The organism is Scatolibacter rhodanostii (assembly GCF_900197595.1).
In the GTDB taxonomy this organism is placed as follows: domain Bacteria; phylum Bacillota; class Clostridia; order Oscillospirales; family Acutalibacteraceae; genus Scatolibacter; species Scatolibacter rhodanostii.
Genome location: NZ_FZLO01000001.1, coordinates 669,415 through 688,141 on the forward strand (window position 1 = coordinate 669,415; position 18,727 = coordinate 688,141).

The window sequence follows — 18,727 nt, forward strand, 5'->3', positions numbered from 1 at the left end:
TACTATTCTCCTATCTTTTCAAACATTGTCAAGATTTTAGATTTAATTTCTTTGTGAATGGATTCTATACTCTTTGGCACATTATCATCAGCACAGTGAATTACCTGCCAATTTAATTTTTGAGCCGCATAGCGAGCACTTACTGCGGATTCCTCCAAAAAGTTCAAGTCTCTTTCATGAATATCCTTGCGAGATTCGTCTCCCTGATATCGACCTGACATCAATTTTTGTGAAACCGAAATTGGCATATCCAAAAAAATGACCATATCAGGTTTTGGCAATTCCATTTTATTATATTCAAAATCCTCTAACCAATCAATATACTCGTCCCACTTGTTTGTAGGCAGCTTGCCTAACTGATAAATCATATTAGAAGTCACATATCGATCAGCAATCACCAAAGCATCTGATTCATAATTTTGTTTCCAATCTGTGTGAAAGCTCGCAAAACGATCAACTGCATAAAAAGCACTTGCCGCATATGGATTCACACTCGATGCTGACTGACCAAACTCACCGGCCAGATACATTTTTACCAACGATGAGCTAGGTGAGCTGTAATTGGGAAAAGAAATCTTTCGGACAGCTATTTTATCTTGCAAAAGACTCTCAACCAGCATTTCAGTTTGCGTACCTTTACCGCTGCCATCTAGTCCTTCAATGACAACCAGTTTTCCGTTTTGTAACATTTCTTCCTTTTACCTTCCGCTTTCAATCTATCTTCGTTCTTCAATCTGCCAAACAAATAAATTAAAATGACAGCTAGCTGTTTGGCTCTTTTTCAGCTCAAGAGCAACCGTGAGTACTTGTACAATTTTTGTGTGCAATCAAAAACAAGGGCAATACTCCCTAGAGGCTTTACATTTTCAATTCTTTTCATTTTGATTTTTATTATAGCAGATTTTTATTCAAGTTAAAAGAGATAATTCAAAAAAACAAAATGCTTGTTTTTATTCGTATAGAAATGCTCTTAGGCTTTTGTATTTGCCTATTCTACATTCTAATGATTTTTATTGCTAAACTGTTACAAAGTAAAAAGCGATTGCAAAATTCGTCTGCAACCGCTTCTTACTCTATTTCAGTGATAAAAGCTATCTTAATTTATTCGCTTCTAAGCGCGATAACCGGATCTTTTTTGGCTGCTACTTTTGAGGGGAATAGCCCTGCTAATACTGTCAGAAAGATGCTAATCAGAATCAATCCCACTCCTCCGTAAAACGGTAGTGAAGCAATCGTTGCAATTCCTGTAATATTCTGAATGATAGCATTAATGGGGATATTGAGCAGCAATGTTGTTCCAATACCGAGCAATCCCGAAACCAAACCTACAATTAATGTTTCTGCATTAAACACACGGGAAATATCTCGTTTTGATGCACCGATTGAACGGAGAATACCAATTTCTTTTGTTCTCTCTAAAACAGAAATATAGGTGATAATTCCAATCATAATGGAAGAAACAACCAGTGAGATTGCCACAAATGCAATCAAAACATAGGTGATGATATTGATAATTGAGCTTACCGACGACATCATCATACCCACAATATCGGTATAAGCAATCATATATTCTTCTCGGCCGGCCTCTTTTTGCTTAGTATTATAATCTTGAATCTCTGTTTTCATCAACTCTTTCGATTCAAAATCTTTTAGATAAAGTTGAATCATACTTGGACTCTCGAGGTCAGCAACCTGAAGAATTTTCATGTTACCGTCATAGGTCGCCTTGTTTTGATTACTCATTTGCTGCGTGAATAACGCTATAATCTCTTCTTCTGCCATTCCCTGCAGCATTTGTGTAGTTTGAGCCTGTTCTTCTTGCGGCATAGTGGCTATATACGCATTAATTTCGTCCATTGTAAGAGGCTTTTCTTCTGTTTGAAAAGCTTTGCCGGTAAACACATCTGTATCTGGATTCGCTTTTTGCTCTTTAACAATTTCAGATTCGTTAGTTTCGTCAATAATATACTGAGTCAGCTCATTGGTATAACCGATAAATCCTGTATTTTGAGGCAAATTCGAATTTTCTTTTGGTCTGATAATACCACTGATTTTAATCGGCAACCCGTTATCGACTATTTCTTTCATTCGAATTGTATTGTCACTTTGATCAATCCACATTCCATTTACTTTTTCGTATCGGTCGGTATTTTGAATCAATTTAAATTCTAAATCAAGAATTTCGTTCATGGTAAAAGAAGAGACCTCTGATTTATCACTTTCTTCTATCTTTTCACCTTTTTTCAATTTGTCCATCATGTCTTCTAATTCAGAAGAATCGAGCAAATCGAGAGAATAAAGAAGCATATCAGAAACTTTATTGTTCTCATCTACCATGAATACCACTTCATTCTTGCTCGTCGGCCACTGGCCTTGCAGTATGTCATATTGAGATTCTAACAGTTCTTGATTCCCTAACAGTTCTTGCCATGACTCGGTGCCAAAAAGCGAACGCATATCGCTACCTGCACCAGCACTAGCACTAGCATTGCCAAAGCCGATATCTTCTAATACCTGACTTGGATTCACTTGTAAAAGTCCATCAGAAGTATCAGCTCGAAACAATTGAAGGTCAATGGGATATCCATATTTTACTGAAGATGTGAGCTCTTTCATTTCACGTCCATCTTCACTTTCAAAATAAGATTTAAACTGCTTTAAATCATTCTTTGTGACTTGTGCTGTCATAGATTTCATCATGCTAGTCATGGAATCATTGGCGTAGATTTTACCGTCGTCTGTTCTTTCCTCTTCTCCCATCATCTCTTGAAACATGGTTTCAAGACCAGACAAATCAGTTGCCTGACTCTCAATTGAAATCGGATAAGAGGACAATGTATCCGATTCAATGCTTGAAATATAGGCTTGCATTCCACTTGATAACGACAAAATTAAAGCTATTCCGATAATGCCGATGCTACCTGCAAAACTCGTTAAAAAGGTTCGTCCTTTTTTGGTCATCAAGTTATTTAGACTGAGTGAAAGAGCCGTAAAAAATGACATTGAGACTTTTTTACGCTGTTTCTTCGATGCATTTTCTTTTTTTACATTTTCTGTGTACGGATTGGAATCATCCAAAAGATTACCGTCTAAAAGGCGAATAATTCTGGTGGAATATTGCTCTGCCAGCTCTGGGTTGTGTGTAACCATGATAACGAGATGATCTTTTGCAATTTCCTTGAGCAATTCCATAATTTGAACACTTGTTTCTGAATCAAGTGCTCCTGTTGGTTCATCTGCCAAAAGAATTTCAGGGTTGTTGACAAGGGCACGGGCGATTGCCACCCTTTGCATTTGTCCCCCAGACATTTGATTTGGCTTTTTATGGAGTTGATCACCCAAGCCTACTTTTTGCAGAACTTCTGTTGCTCTCTTCCGGCGTTCATCTTTCGAGATACCACCTAGTGTCAACGCCAATTCCACATTTGCTAAAACGGTTTGATGAGGAATTAAGTTGTAGTTCTGAAAAACAAAGCCAATTGAATGGTTACGGTAATTATCCCAATCTTTGTCTTTATACTCTTTTGTTGAAACACCACTAATAAAAAGATCTCCGCTTGTATAGCGATCGAGTCCGCCGATAATGTTGAGCAGTGTTGTTTTTCCGCAACCAGACTGACCTAAAACAGAAACAAATTCACTTTCTCTAAACGTAAGCGTAATACCCTTGAGTGCTTCAACTTTTGTATTGCCCGCTTCATATTCCTTGATAATATTTTCTAATTTGAGCATTTGCCGGATCCTTCCTCTTATATAAAATCTATGAATTAAGATTATCACACATTGATGAAGACACTATGAATGTTTTATAAATTTATTTATTATTTTTTGTTGGATTCACTGTATTTTCAAACATTTAAACAGCTTTGCATTCCCCTTTTTGTTGCTTAATCACTGAATATTTATTATGTTGTCCTCTAATTAAGATACTGTTCATTTCCGATAAAAAAGCTATAACAGGTGAACGAAACTCTCGCTCACCTGTTAGTATAAAAGAATCTATGTGTTTTATCCTAATAATTTTTCTGCTGCTGCCATTTTTATTGCTGTACACAACACTTGAACCGCCTGATTTAATTCATTCATTGGAGGGAATGTTGGCGCAATTCTAATATTAGTATCTTTAGCATCTTTGCCATAAGGAAATGCAGAACCAGCGGCTGTCAATACAACACCTGCATTCTTGCATAGCTCTACCACTCTTGAGGCACAGCCTTCCATTACATCAAGATTAATGAAATAGCCACCGTTTGGTTCATTCCAATGAGCAATACCCAGCTCACCAAGTTCTTCCGCAAACTTCCACTGCACAAGCTGAAATTTCGGTGCTAAAATTTCTCTATGCTGCTCCATTACTTTGTAAATGCCATCAGCATTCTTAAAATATTTAACATGGCGAAGCTGATTAACTTTGTCGGGACCAATTGTTTGAAAACTTAAGCGTTTTTGAATCTCTTTGAGATTATTATCACTCATGCCCATGGCCGCAACACCGGCACCAGGCAAAGAAATTTTAGAGGTTGATGCAAAGTAGAAAACTTGATCCTCTGTTCCGTTTTGCAAACACTCATCATACAGATTGAGAAGCATATCAGGTGTATCTGAAAGATGATGAACACAATAAGCGTTATCCCAGAAAAGTCTGAAATCTTTGGCCGCAGGTTTTAGTTTAGCAAACCGTCTTACTGTTTCATCTGAAAAAGTAAGGCCTGTCGGATTACCATATTTGGGCACACACCAACAACCTTTTATAGATTCATCCGCTTCCACTAATCGCTCAATTTCATCCATATCAGGTCCCGTTTCAAGCATTTGAATCGGAATCAATTCAAATCCAAAAAACTCTGTTACGGCAAAGTGACGGTCATACCCCGGTGCTGGACAAAGAAACTTAATATTTTCTTGCTGTGACCAAGGTTTGCAATCGCTATAGCCATGTGTAAAACCTTGTGAAACGGCATCATACATCATTTGTAAGCTCGAATTATTGCCCAGCACAATATTGCCGGCTGGTATTCCCATTAATTCTCCAAAAATTGCGCGCATTTCAGGCAGGCCATTCCAGCCACCATAGTTACGGATATCATCACCGTTTGCCAGTTCAAACTCATCTTCTGGTGAAAGAGTTTCTAACAAACCGCTGACAAGGTCGAGCTGATCACGGCAAGGCTTGCCTCTAGTCATATTTAGCGAAAGCTTCTGCGTGCAATAATGATCATATTGTGTTTTAGCTTCCTCATACATATTTTTTAGCTCAGCCGGATTCATTTCATCTAACCTCATTCCATTTACCCCCGTTAACATTATGAATACAAAATCAAAATTCACTTCATTTATCTGTTTTAAACTTCCTATATTTTAATCTATTTCAATTTCAAATGCAAGTTTAATTTTTAAATCCTGCAAAAATATCATATTCAACAAATATTTATATGTGAGTGAATTTCTCTGTGGCATTTTTACAATATATTCATAGCAACTGATAAAAAAACCGCTGTATGAAAATTTTTCAACTTTCATACAGCAGTTTTTATTCTATTAGGTTCCTGGTTTAAAGCCGTCTTTTAGCTTCACTGAGCGATTAAATACCAAATGGTCTGGCTTGCTGTCTTTGTTGTCGACACAAAAATAACCTTGGCGCATAAACTGGAAGCTTTCACCTTGTTTGGCTTCTTTTAAGCCTGCTTCTACCTTGCAATTTGTAAGTTCCTGCAAAGAATCATGATTAATATAATCAAGGAAATTGCCTTCTTCTGGGTTCTCAACTGTAAATAAATTGTCATACAGACGAATGGTTGCATCCAGTGCATTATTGGCATCAACCCAGTGAATCGTGCTTTTCACTTTGCGTCCGTCTGCGGCATTTCCTCCACGAGAGTTTTCATCGTACTCTGCATAGACTTCTATAACCTTGCCGCTTTCATCTTTTTTACAACCTGTACATTTTACAATATAAGTTGTCTTCAAGCGAACTTCATTGCCGGGGAAAAGTCGAAAATACTTTTTCACTGGCTCTTCCATGAAATCTTCTGATTCAATCCAAAGTTCGCGGCTGAATGTAACTGTTCTGGTGCCGTCTTCTGGCTTGTTCGGGTTATTTTCTACTTCAAACTCCTCGGTTTTCCCTTCGGGATAGTTGGTGATAATCAGCTTAATGGGATCTAAAACGCCCATTACACGGTAGGCATTGGTATTCAAATCTTCACGCAGGCAGTATTCCAAAAACGCATACTCAACGGTACTGTTTACCTTAGACACACCGTTTCTCTCGCTGAAATTTCGAATAGAGGTTGGCGTATAGCCACGGCGGCGAAGTCCACAAATTGTCGGCATTCTTGGGTCATCCCAACCGCTTACTAGACCATCTTCAACCAATGCACGAAGTTTTCTCTTGCTCATGACGGTGTTATTGATTCCCAATCTGGCAAATTCAATCTGACGAGGTTTGCCTGGCAGGGTAACATTCTGAATCACCCAATCGTAGAAAGGACGATGATCTTCAAACTCTAGTGAACAAAGAGAATGGGTAATTTTTTCCATCGCATCTTCAAACGGATGTGCATAGTCATACATGGGGTAAATACACCATTTGTCACCCGTGCGGTGGTGCTTCATATGATTAATGCGATAAATAACTGGGTCACGCATATTGAAGTTGCCCGAAGCCAAATCAATTTTTGCTCTCAACGTCATTTTGCCGTTTTCAAACTCACCATCACGCATTCTTTTGAACAAATTTAAGCTTTCTTCTTTGGGGCGGTCACGATAGGGGCTGGTTGCCGGTGTGCTTAAATCGCCACGCATTTCACGCATCTGATCCGGTGTCAGTTCACAGACATAAGCAAGGCCTTTTTCAATGAGTTCGATAGCGCCCTCATACATGGCTTCAAAATAGTCAGAAGCATAGTAGAATCGGTCATCCCAATTGTAACCTAACCACTTGATATCTTCTTGAATGGCATCGACATATTCGACATCTTCTTTGGTCGGGTTGGTGTCGTCCATACGCAGATTGCAAATACCGCCGAAACGCTCTGCTGTGCCGAAATCCACATAAATTGCCTTGGCATGGCCGATATGCAGATAGCCATTCGGTTCAGGTGGAAAACGAGTATGAACCTGTTTTCCCTCACAACGTCCGCCATCTTTTAATTCTTCTACAATAATATCATCAATAAAGGAAGTAGTTTTGATTTCCTCAAGTCCTTTTAACTCCTCACTCATACTCCATGCTCCTTTAAAATTTGGTAAGTGCCAATTTCAGACGATTTAAAGATTCTTCTTTACCTAAAAGCAATAAAATTTCCATTGCACCACCCGGTGTGACAAGAGTTCCGGCGGCGGCAATTCTAACCGGCCAAAGCAAAGTTCCGTTTTTCACTACTAATTTCTCTGCTAATGCAATCAAACTGTCATGAATCGTATTCAGTTCCCAATTCGGCAGATTCTCTAATACCGCAATTGCTTCTTCAATCATTGCGGGTGAGTTTTCAAGATTCGTCTTGCTTTTCTTATTAATAAAGAATTCTGCTGAATAGTCAGGAAGTGTTTTAAAGAAAGAAAGAATGGCAGGAATTTCACTAAACTTTGTAATTCTTTTTTGCAGAATACTTTGCAGTACATCCCCATCTTTTGTTTCAGTTCCGAAAATTTCTTGATAATATGGCATTGCGTGTTTTAAGAAAGATTCATTATCCATATTCTTAATATATTCGCCGTTCATCCAGGTGAGCTTGTCATAATCAAATGTTGCCGGTGATTTGCTGATACCGTCAACAGAAAAGTTTTCAACTAATTCTGCTAGTGAAAAAATCTCTTGGTTGCCTTTTGGCGACCAACCTAAAAGAGCAATATAGTTGGTGATAGCCTCGGCAAGATAACCCTCTGCTTGCAATCCGGCGAAGCTTGTTGAGCCATGACGCTTAGAAAGCTTTGATACACTGCCATCTTCATTTTTGCCCATGATCAGCGGCAAATGCAGATATTGTGGTACTTCCCAACCAAAGGCTTCATATAGTCTGCTATATTTAGGCGTCGAAGTCAGATATTCGCTACCACGAATAACACAGTTAATATCCATTAAGTGGTCATCAATAACATTAGCAAAGTTATAAGTTGGATAGCCGTCTGCTTTCAGCAAAATCTGATCTTCAATCTCTTTGTTTTCAATGGTGATATGCCCAAACACGGCATCATCAAAAGAGGTAGAACCCTCAACCGGCATCTTTTGACGGATAACATAAGGCATTCCTGCTTCTAATAGCTTTTGTACTTCTTCTTGCGGCAAATCACGGCAGTGGCGGTCATATCCACCCAAACCATGTTCATCATGCAAAGAATCCAATCTCTCTTTCGAGCAAAAGCAGTAATAAGCCTTGCCTTCTTTCACAAGCTGCTCCGCATAAGGAAGATAGCTATCTTTTCGCTCACTTTGCACATAAGGTGCGTAAGCTCCGCCGATATCGGGACCTTCATCATGTGTAAGCCCAACTGTTTTCAGCGTTTGATAGATGACCTGTTCTGCCCCTTCTACCAGACGTTCTCTGTCTGTATCCTCAATTCTCAGCACAAAGGTGCCTTGTTGTGATTTTGCTGCCAAATAGGCAAACAGAGCCGTTCTCAAGTTACCAACGTGCATAAAACCGGTTGGACTGGGAGCGAACCTGGTTCTGATTTTCGCCATGATTTAATCATTCCCTTTCAAAGATACCTCCAAAATCTGTCTAAAGTTTGCCTTTAATAGGCTCTAAACTTTCAGAACTGCTTGGATTTATGATATATTCATTATTGTAAGCCATATTATAACAAAAAATCCCTCTATAAGCAAAGCACTTTCTAAAGTTTTTTTATTTATACGCTGCTTTTCTCTCTTTTCTTAAAATTTTAGATGATTCTGTATTAAACTTATAGTATAATAATAGATATATTTCAGCTTTTTGAGTTTCTAAATTCAATTATGAAAAAGAATATAAGAGATTTTAAAAATTAGTAAAAAAGAGGTATGAAGATGGATTTTACAAAATTTCTGGCTCAAGAATTTAACAAAAACGAATTGCATATGACCAATATTATCGCCCTCATTGACGAAGGTAACACCATTCCGTTTATCGCTAGATACCGCAAAGAGATGACCGGCTCTTGTGATGATCAGGTTTTGCGAGAAATCTATGACAGACTAAACTATCTGCGCAACCTTGAAAAGCGAAAAGAAGATGTCATAGAATCTATTACCAACCAAGGAAAAATGACGGACGAGCTTCTTTTGTCTCTTCAAAATGTTACGACACTGGCTGAAGTAGAGGACCTCTATCGCCCTTATAAGCAAAAACGCCGCACGCGCGCCACAATTGCCCGTGAAAAAGGCCTTGAACCGCTGGCAGAATTGATTTTTGCCCAAGACATCAAAACAGGCACAATTGAGGATTTAGCTCGTCCCTTTGTAAATGAAGAGAAAGAAGTCTTGGACACTGACTCCGCCATTGCCGGTGCATTGGATATTATCGCCGAACAACTCTCAGACGATGCCGAACTACGCCGCCGTTTGCGTGCCGCAAAGCTTGCCAACACACAGCTCACCTCTAAAGCAAACACGGAAGAAGATAGCGTTTATCGACTCTATTATGACTTTGCTGAACCGATTGCCAAACTGCCCAGTCACCGTATTCTCGCTATTAATCGTGGTGAAAAAGAGGGTTTGCTAAAGGTTTCGATTGAAACAAATAATGAAAAAGCCGTTGGTGCTATGGAACGCTTTGCCCTAAAAGGGAACAGCCTGACTACCTCTTTGGTTGCCGACGCTATCAAAGATTCATGGCAGCGATTGATTTTCCCGTCCTTAGAAAGAGAAATCCGAAATGAAATGACAGAAAAAGCATCTGAACAAGCGATTAAAATGTTTGGGCTAAACTTAAAGCCTTTGCTTTTGCAGCCACCCGTCAACGGAAAAGTGGTGCTCGGTTTCGACCCAGCTTATCGTACAGGTTGTAAAATCGCTGTCGTTGACCCCACGGGAAAAGTGCTTGATACTACAGTGGTCTACCCCACCCCACCTCATAAAAAGATTGAAGAAGCAAAGCAAAAACTAAAAGCACTCATCAATAAACACAATATTGAAGTATTTGCCATCGGAAACGGAACAGCTTCGAAAGAATCCGAAATCTTTGTAGCGGAGCTGTTAAAAGAGATTCCACAATCGGTTTCCTACGCTATGGTCAACGAGGCGGGCGCATCGGTTTATTCTGCATCTAAACTGGCGGCAGAAGAGTTTCCGGAATATGACGTATCGCTGCGAAGTGCCGTTTCTATTGCCCGAAGACTACAAGACCCCTTAGCCGAGTTGGTTAAAATCGACCCAAAAGCAATTGGCGTCGGACAATATCAGCATGATATGCCTGTGGCGAGACTTGACGAACAGCTCACCGGTGTAGTAGAAGACTGTGTGAACGCTGTCGGCATTGACGTGAACACCGCTTCGGCTTCTTTGCTTTCTTATATTTCAGGACTTTCCATGGCAGTTTCTAAAAATGTATGTGCTTACCGTGAAGAAAACGGGGCTTTTACCGCTAGAACACAGTTTAAAAAAGTACCCAAACTTGGGCCGAAAGCCTTTGAACAGTGCGCAGGGTTTCTAAGAATTCGAGATGGCAAAAATATTCTCGATAACACTTCTGTCCATCCTGAATCTTACGAAGCAGCACAAAAACTACTTGATCTTTTTTCCTACAGCAAAAAGGATGTTGCTGCCGGAGACATTGCTTCGCTGCCTGACAATGTGCAAAAATATGGACTTGCCAAAACAGCCGAAGAATGTGGTGTAGGCGTTCCTACTTTACAGGACATTATTGCTGAACTGCTCAAACCCGGCCGTGATGTACGAGATAGTTTACCGAAACCGATTCTCCGTGACGACGTGCTGAATATGGAAGACTTACTGCCAGGTATGGATTTTATGGGCACGGTGCGCAATGTCATTGATTTTGGCGCTTTCATTGATATCGGCGTGCATCAAGACGGACTTGTCCACATTTCTCGCATTGCTGACCGCTATATCAAACACCCCTCCGAAGTTGTCAAAGTGGGCGATGTTGTAAAGGTATGGGTCTTGGCAGTAGAACCTGAGAAAAAACGAATTTCTTTAACGATGAGAGAATCGGATGTGAAAACAAGAAGCGAAGACAAGTAAAGCTAACAAGCTTTACTTTATGATAAGCTGATATGCGTTCCGTTCCCCGTTGGGAATCCCCAATTCAATTTTGCCTCTATAGGTAAACCCGGCACGCAAAATTACTTTTTGCATAATTTTGTTGTTGGGATGGGTATCAATGCGGATGTCCTGGTATCCAGCTTCAAACGCTTCATTAATGACCTCTTGCATTAGTATAGCCGCAAACCCTTTACCCCGAACGTTAGGATCTATTGCTACACGGTGAACGGAAATGTAATTGTCCGATTTTCCTACCCAGTTTCCATCTGAAATATGGTTGTAATGTTCATCTTGCCCTTTAACAAGTGCCGTATAGCCATGAATTTTGTCTGCCTGCGTTAGAACATACCCTTCGCCTTTAGAGAGATCATCTCGTATTTTTGTCAAATTGGGGCCCGAACCATTCTGCCACTGCGGAAGCCCTTGTTCCTTTAAAAACTCCTGTGCAAAAAGTATTACTTCATAGACTTCATTTTCTTCAAATTTATAGGCTTTTCTTACCTTAATTTGTTCCTGCATAAAAGCTTTTGCTCCTTCAGATTATCTATTTTTTGCTTATTATATACTTGGTGTTCTGATAATGCAATCCTACTTTTATAATATTTATTTTCATTTTATTTGAATTTCACTTCTTTTATAAACCGCCATAAAAAACGGATTTTAGAGAGTTTATTGTCAACTATCTGACAAAGCCGTTGATTTTCTCTAATTATTCGATTATAATGTAAATAAAGCTATGTCAAAATTAAAATTTTGGAGGATATATTATGTTAGTTTCAGCAAAAGAAATGTTAACAAAAGCAAAGGAAGGCAAATATGCTGTTGGTCAATTCAATATCAATAACCTTGAATGGACAAAAGCTGTTCTGCTAACCGCTCAAGAAAATAATTCACCTGTTATTTTAGGCGTTTCTGAAGGCGCTGCCAAATATATGTGTGGTTTTAACACTGTCACCGCTATGGTAAAAGGTATGATTGATACTTTAAAGATTACTGTTCCGGTTGCTCTTCATCTTGACCACGGAACCTATGAAGGTGCTAAGCAAGCTATTGCTGATGGTTTCTCTTCTATCATGTTTGACGGTTCTCATTATGGCATTGAAGAAAACATTGAAAAAACAAAAGAAATTGTAGCACTTTGCGCTACACAAGGTCTTTCTGTTGAAGCTGAAGTTGGTTCCATCGGCGGTGAAGAAGACGGCGTAATCGGTGCCGGCGAAGTAGCTGACCCTAACGAATGCAAACAAATTGCTGATTTAGGCGTTGATATGTTAGCTGCTGGTATTGGTAACATTCACGGTGTTTATCCTGAAAACTGGACCGGTCTTAGCTTTGATACCTTGGATGCTATTCAGCAGTTGACCGGCAAAATGCCTCTTGTTCTGCACGGCGGCACTGGAATCCCAGAAGATATGATTGCCAAAGCCATTTCTTTGGGCGTTTCTAAAATTAACGTAAATACCGAGTGCCAGCTTTCCTTTGCTGCTGCTACACGTAAGTATGTAGAAGAAGGCAAAGATTTGAAGGGTAAAGGCTTTGACCCTCGCAAACTTTTGAACCCCGGCTTTGAAGCTATTAAAGCAACTGTTAAAGAAAAAATGGAATTGTTCGGTTCTGTTAACAAAGCTTAATTGATTTGTTTTTGCTAACTAAAAAACCGCCTATCTTGTTAGGCGGTTTTTCTTTTTTGCTTTTTTTAATGATATGTTGTAAAAAGAAGGAAATTGTGATATACTAATTATCTAAATGCATAGATATCAGGTTCATAGTGGGAGGTCGGAATGAACGGACAAGAAATATTGTGCATGAACTGTTTTGCTGCTCCCATTTCTGATGGGGATTCACACTGTCATGTATGCGGTTGGGATAATTCCAGACCGCAAATTTCGTGCGGTCTAAAATATCAAACCTTTTTAAATGGTCGTTATGTTGTTGGTCGAGTTAAGTCCATCAACGGTGAAGGACTAACCTATTCCGCTTTTGATAAGCTCAAGAAAAAAATGGTGGAGATAAAAGAATTTTATCCTCTGTCTATTTCAAAGCGCAATGCAGAAGATAACACCATTATCCCTTTTGAAGGACAAGAATCTCTTTTTGAAGAATATCTTGATCAATTTATTGAACTCTCTAAAAATATAAGCCGTTTAAAAGAAGTGACGGTTGTTCATTCCATTCTAGATATTTTTGAAGAAAACTATACAGCTTATGCTGTTTATGAATTTGTCCCTTCCCTATCCCTTAAAAAACATGTGCAGAAAAATGGAGTTTTTTCATGGAACACTGCTCATAATATGTTCCTGCCTGTTCTCACAGCCTTAGGCTTGATTAACTCACTTGGCGTAACACATTTAGGCATTTCACCTGAAACGTTGCGAGTCACTGGCGAACGAAACCTCTTGATTACCGGATTTGCCATTCCTGCCATTCGAACCGCTTTGGATGATGAGCTTTCCAAAGAGATTTTTGAAGGCAGCTCCGCTATTGAACAGTATGCTGAAAACACTACTTGCAGTGAAACTACTGATGTTTATGCCTTCACGGCTTCTCTGCTTTATGCCATTACTGGTTCTCTGCCAAATGAAGCACCTAAGAGATTATTAGACCCCAAGCTATTAATTCCAAGAGAATATTTGAAAGATTTACCACCTTACGTTGTAACGGCGATTGCTAATGCCTTGCAAGTAAAGCCAGAAGATCGCACAGCCAGTTTTGATCGTTTAAAAGCAGAATTTTCTGCTGCCCCCACTGCTATTGTAACGGCCAGTTCTCCTGCTGCCATTCGCAGCTTGCCTGAGAAAGACAGTGAATTGCCAAAAAGCTATCGCATTCCTTCTTATGCCTGGTTGATTGGGAGCACGGTTCTTACCATTATTGCCATTGTATTGATTGCCGTGGTTTGGATAAAAAAATCGCCCAGTCGTGGTGACGATACAAATACCTCTAGTGTTGCTGCTGTGCAAATGGAGGCACCTAACATTATTAACAGTGATGCGGCAGAAATTCAAACGCGCATTGATAACGGAGACTTGAAATTCAAATTGCATATTCAATCTCGCATTTTAAATGACACTGTCGAAGAGGGTCATATTATTACGCAAAATCCTGAACCTGGCGAAATGATTGCAGAAGGCGACAAAATTGTAATTACCGTCAGCAAAGGCAAAGAAGAACGCACGCTACCTGAAATTCAAGGAATGTCGTTCACCGAACTACACACCAATTTGACTGAGAATGGGTTTGAGGTCTTACGTAAAGATGAACCCAGTGAAGATATTCAGTTTGGCAATGTCATTCGATATGAAGATGCTAATGCAGGTGACAAATTGAAGTATGGTTCAACCATAACACTTGTGGTAAGTGCGGGTCCTGCAGAAGAATAACGTTTATTAACTGCTTATTTTGAGACATGATGAAATTACATCATGTCTCTTTTTGTATTTTTTCTTCTTTTTAAATTTATTTTTTAAATTCTATCTCTACATATTGACATATTGGCTACACAAGCATATAATAAACACATGAACAGTTGCTCATATGTTTATTTGAATAAGTTTTAATAGTTACTTGATTTTTATATAACGAGGAAGGAAGATATACTATGGCAGAAAACGAGGTAAAAACTGTACTTGATAACTGCGATTATATACACTTGCACGAGGACGTGATTCGATCTGTCAGAGAAAAAATGCCAGAAGAAGAAATTCTTTATGATTTAGCTGAATTATTCAAGATTTTTTGCGACTCAACCAGAATTAAGATTCTTTATGCTCTACTAGAATCTGAAATGTGCGTATGTGACATTGCACAACTATTAAACATGACACAGTCTGCTATCTCTCATCAGCTCCGCCTATTAAAACAAGCCAAGTTGGTTAAATATCGCCGTGAGGGAAAAACCGTTTTTTACGCACTGGCTGATAGCCATGTGAGTACCATCATCGACCAGGGTATGGAACACATCTCTGAGTAACCATATTAATATATAAGTGAGAAATCACTATCAGGAGGGTTTTATTATGAAAAAAACATTTAAACTTACCGATCTCGACTGTGCCAATTGTGCTGCAAAAATGCAGGATGCTATTCAAAAAATTAGCGGCGTAGAAGAGGCTTCTGTTAATTTCATGCTACAAAAAATGACAGTTTCTGCAGACGAAACAAAGTTTGATACTGTTATGAAAGAAATTGTAAAGGTATGCAAAAAAATTGAACCTGATTGTGTAATCAATTATTAAGCGAGGGATTATCCGTGACTAAAAAACAGAAAAAATGGCTATATCGCATAATTATTTCTATTCTTCTTCTCATTGTTGCGAATTTAATTCCTCTTAACGGTGTTATTCGACTGTTGATATTCTTAATCCCCTATCTTGTTGTTGGTTGGGATGTTCTATGGAAGGCCATCCGCAATATTTCTAAAGGGCAAGTTTTTGATGAAAATTTTCTGATGGCCATTGCAACAATAGGAGCTTTTGTGCTTGGAGATTACTCCGAAGGCGTTTTGGTTCTTCTCTTTTATCAAATTGGCGAATTATTTCAAAACTATGCTGTCGGAAAATCTAGAAAATCGATTACAGCGTTAATGGATATCCGTCCTGATTATGCCAACATTGAAAGAGATGGTGAATTGGTGCAGGTTGATCCTGATGAAGTTGCTGTAGGTGATACGATTATTGTAAAACCCGGCGAAAAGATTCCGCTAGATAGTGTGGTCTTGGAGGGTTTCTCGGCTGTTAACACTTCTGCACTTACAGGCGAATCGCTTCCACGTGATGTAAAACCTGGCGATGATGTCATTAGTGGCTGCATTAATCAAACAGGACTGCTTACGCTAAAAGTCAGCAAAGAATTCGGTGAATCTACAGTTTCTAAAATCTTGGATTTAGTCGAGAATTCCATGCAGAAAAAGGCAAAATCCGAGAATTTCATCACTAAGTTTTCTCGCTATTACACCCCTGTCGTCGTGATTTCAGCTGTTCTCCTTGCTTTAATTCCCCCGCTTTTCTTTGGAGGCGTGTGGTCTGAATGGGTTGAGCGTGCTCTGATTTTCCTTGTTATCTCTTGCCCCTGTGCTCTTGTTATTTCTATTCCTCTCAGCTTCTTTGGCGGAATTGGCGGCGCTTCTAAAATGGGTATTCTTGTCAAAGGTTCTAACTATCTCGAAGCTCTTTCAGAAGCAGGTATCGTTGTATTTGACAAAACGGGAACCCTTACACAAGGTACATTTAAAGTAACTGCTTTACACCCAGAAAAAATCTCCGAATCAGAACTGCTTTCTTATGCCGCCTTGGCAGAAAGTTACTCCAATCATCCCATTTCACTTTCTTTGCAAGAAGCATATGGCAAACCAATTGATAAAAGTCGCATTCGCGATTATACTGAGATTTCGGGCCATGGTGTTTCAGCTGTAGTTGACGGCAAAGTAATTCATGCCGGTAACGGAAAACTTATGAAGCAAATTGGCGCTGATTATCATGAATGTCACCTTGTTGGCACAGTTGTTCATTTAGCCATTGATGGCATTTATGAAGGACATATTGTCATTGCTGATGAGGTAAAACCACAAGCCAAACAGGCACTAGCAGCATTAAAGGCACAAAAAGTACGTGAAACTATTATGTTGACTGGTGACAGCAAAGCTGTTGCTGAAAATATTGCTAAACAAATTGGTATTGATAAAGTCTCTGCTGAGTTACTTCCTAATGACAAAGTTAACGAAGTCGATCGCCTGCTATCGCAGAAACTCCCTAAAGAAAAATTAGTATTTGTGGGAGATGGCATTAATGATGCACCGGTTCTTTCTCGCTCCGATATTGGTGTCGCAATGGGAGCGCTAGGATCAGATGCAGCCATTGAAGCTGCCGATATTGTTCTAATGGACGATAATCCTGCTAAAGTTGCTACTGCCATTAAAATTTCCAGAAAGACTCTCCGCATTGTGAAACAAAATATTATTTTTGCAATTGGCATCAAATTTCTTGCTTTAATTTTAGGAGCAATTGGAATTGCCAATATGGGGCAAGCCATTTTTGCCGATGTAGGTGTCATGATTTTAGCTGTATTAAACGCTACTCGTGCTTTAAATATTAAAAACATTGAATAAAAGGCTAGTTTCTAATAGAAATAAGCTAAGAGCAGAAAAACCTTTCGTGATTTCATTCACGAAAGGTTTTTTACTTTACATAGATATATAGGAATATGAAACAGTACCTAACCCCTAGCCAGTGGCGTTATATTGATTTAATCTTTCCAATATCTTTACGGTACATAGCACCTTCGAAGCTAATTTTTTCTACTGCTTGATATGCCTTATCCAATGCTTCTGACAAGTTTTTCGCCTTTGCTGTCACACCTAACACTCGACCACCATTGGTCAAAATTTTACCATTTTCCGCTTTTGTGCCAGCATGATAGACCGTCGCACCGTCCACTTGCGCTTTCTCATTTAATCCTTTAATTTCGATACCCTTTGGATAATTGCCAGGATAACCGCCACTGGCCATAATAACACAAGCGCAGGCTTCATCGGACCATTCAATTTTCAGCGTGTTTAGCTTTTTCTCATAAACGGCTAACATAATGTCAACTAAGTCAGTTTTCAGTCTTGGCAATACCACTTGAGCCTCAGGGTCACCAAATCTAGCATTATATTCAATTACTTTTGGGCCTTTAGGCGTAATCATTAACCCAAAATATAAACAACCTGAAAAAGGTCGATTTTCAGAATTCATTGCTTCTATCGTCGGCATAAAAATTGTTTTCATGCATTCATCGGCAAGTTCTTCTGTATAGTAAGGATTAGGACTGATGGTGCCCATTCCCCCTGTATTAGGGCCCTTATCGTCATCATAGGCACGTTTATGATCTTTGGAGGAAACCATCGGGCAGACAGTTGTTCCATCTGTAAAGGCTAACACGGATACTTCAGGTCCCGTTAAAAATTCTTCGATGACAACACGATTACCTGAAGCACCAAAAATTTTATCTTGCATAATAGTCTGTAGACCGGTAACCGCTTCTTGTTCATTTTGAGCGATGATGACGCCTTTTCCTAAAGCAAGTCCATCTGCTTTAATAACGACAGGATATTCATTTTTTTCTTTTATGTAAGACAAAGCACTGTCATAGTCTGCAAAAATTTCATATCCCGCAGTTGGAATCTGATATTTCTTCATTAAATCTTTGGAGAAAACCTTGCTGCCTTCAATTTCAGCAGCTCTTTGATTAGGGCCAAATGTTTTAATACCCTCTGCCTGTAAAGCGTCTACCATGCCAGCAACAAGAGGATCGTCAGGCGCAACTATAACTAGATCAATTGAATTTTCCTTAGAAAATTTTACAATTCCATCAATATCCATTGTTTGAATTGGCAAGCATTGTGCGTCAGCAGCAATACCACCATTACCGGGCGCGCAATAAAGCTCTTCTACTTTACTGCTTTCTTTCAATTTACGAATTAGTGCGTGTTCACGTCCTCCGCTACCCACTACCAAAATCTTCATTTCCTATCCTCCTTGCCTAACT

13 protein-coding genes are annotated in these 18,727 nt (G+C 39.3%); 6 read left to right on the forward strand and 7 right to left on the reverse strand.

The annotated features are described in order from the left end of the window. Positions 1–2: 2 nt before the first annotated feature. From CS931_RS02985 to gltX, 5 genes are all read right to left on the reverse strand, one after another. Positions 3–689, reverse strand: coding sequence for a dTMP kinase (locus CS931_RS02985; protein WP_099204266.1), 687 nt, complete (start codon positions 687–689; stop codon positions 3–5). A gap of 412 nt (positions 690–1,101) precedes the next feature. Further along, positions 1,102–3,732, reverse strand: a complete 2,631-nt coding sequence (locus CS931_RS02990; protein WP_099204267.1) for an ABC transporter ATP-binding protein/permease — start codon at positions 3,730–3,732, stop codon at positions 1,102–1,104. A 276-nt stretch (positions 3,733–4,008) separates the two neighbouring features. Continuing rightward, complete coding sequence (locus CS931_RS02995; protein ID WP_099204268.1) at positions 4,009–5,283, reverse strand: aspartate aminotransferase type Ic; 1,275 nt, start codon at positions 5,281–5,283, stop codon at positions 4,009–4,011. A 255-nt stretch (positions 5,284–5,538) separates the two neighbouring features. Continuing rightward, a complete protein-coding gene (locus tag CS931_RS03000; RefSeq protein WP_099204269.1) occupies positions 5,539–7,224 on the reverse strand; it encodes a glutamine--tRNA ligase/YqeY domain fusion protein in 1,686 nt (561 codons plus the stop codon). Between the two features lie 13 nt (positions 7,225–7,237). Next, positions 7,238–8,683, reverse strand: coding sequence for a glutamate--tRNA ligase (gltX, locus tag CS931_RS03005; protein WP_099204270.1), 1,446 nt, complete (start codon positions 8,681–8,683; stop codon positions 7,238–7,240). A gap of 324 nt (positions 8,684–9,007) precedes the next feature. Here gltX and CS931_RS03010 point away from each other — a divergent pair, with 324 nt between their 5' ends. Further along, positions 9,008–11,182 carry a Tex family protein gene (locus CS931_RS03010; protein WP_099204271.1) on the forward strand — a complete coding sequence of 725 codons (2,175 nt, stop codon included), beginning with the start codon at positions 9,008–9,010 and terminating at the stop codon, positions 11,180–11,182. A 12-nt stretch (positions 11,183–11,194) separates the two neighbouring features. On the opposite strand, the gene CS931_RS03015 is transcribed toward CS931_RS03010, so the two are convergent. Then, a complete protein-coding gene (locus CS931_RS03015; RefSeq protein ID WP_099204272.1) occupies positions 11,195–11,722 on the reverse strand; it encodes a GNAT family N-acetyltransferase in 528 nt (175 codons plus the stop codon). A 248-nt stretch (positions 11,723–11,970) separates the two neighbouring features. Here CS931_RS03015 and fba point away from each other — a divergent pair, with 248 nt between their 5' ends. From fba to CS931_RS03040, 5 genes are all read left to right on the forward strand, one after another. Continuing rightward, positions 11,971–12,834 carry a class II fructose-1,6-bisphosphate aldolase gene (gene fba / locus CS931_RS03020; protein ID WP_099204273.1) on the forward strand — a complete coding sequence of 288 codons (864 nt, stop codon included), beginning with the start codon at positions 11,971–11,973 and terminating at the stop codon, positions 12,832–12,834. Between the two features lie 150 nt (positions 12,835–12,984). Beyond that, positions 12,985–14,583: a PASTA domain-containing protein gene (locus CS931_RS03025; RefSeq protein ID WP_099204274.1), complete on the forward strand. Its 1,599-nt coding sequence runs from the start codon at positions 12,985–12,987 to the stop codon at positions 14,581–14,583. 218 nt (positions 14,584–14,801) lie between these two features. After that, complete coding sequence (locus CS931_RS03030; protein WP_099204275.1) at positions 14,802–15,173, forward strand: ArsR/SmtB family transcription factor; 372 nt, start codon at positions 14,802–14,804, stop codon at positions 15,171–15,173. Positions 15,174–15,219: 46 nt separating this feature from the next. After that, positions 15,220–15,438: a cation transporter gene (locus tag CS931_RS03035; protein ID WP_099204276.1), complete on the forward strand. Its 219-nt coding sequence runs from the start codon at positions 15,220–15,222 to the stop codon at positions 15,436–15,438. A gap of 14 nt (positions 15,439–15,452) precedes the next feature. Continuing rightward, positions 15,453–17,306, forward strand: coding sequence for a heavy metal translocating P-type ATPase (locus tag CS931_RS03040; protein WP_099204277.1), 1,854 nt, complete (start codon positions 15,453–15,455; stop codon positions 17,304–17,306). Positions 17,307–17,433: 127 nt separating this feature from the next. Here the strand turns inward: CS931_RS03040 and purD are convergent, their stop codons facing one another. Next, positions 17,434–18,705: a phosphoribosylamine--glycine ligase gene (gene purD, locus CS931_RS03045; RefSeq protein ID WP_099204278.1), complete on the reverse strand. Its 1,272-nt coding sequence runs from the start codon at positions 18,703–18,705 to the stop codon at positions 17,434–17,436. Positions 18,706–18,727 lie beyond the last annotated feature (22 nt).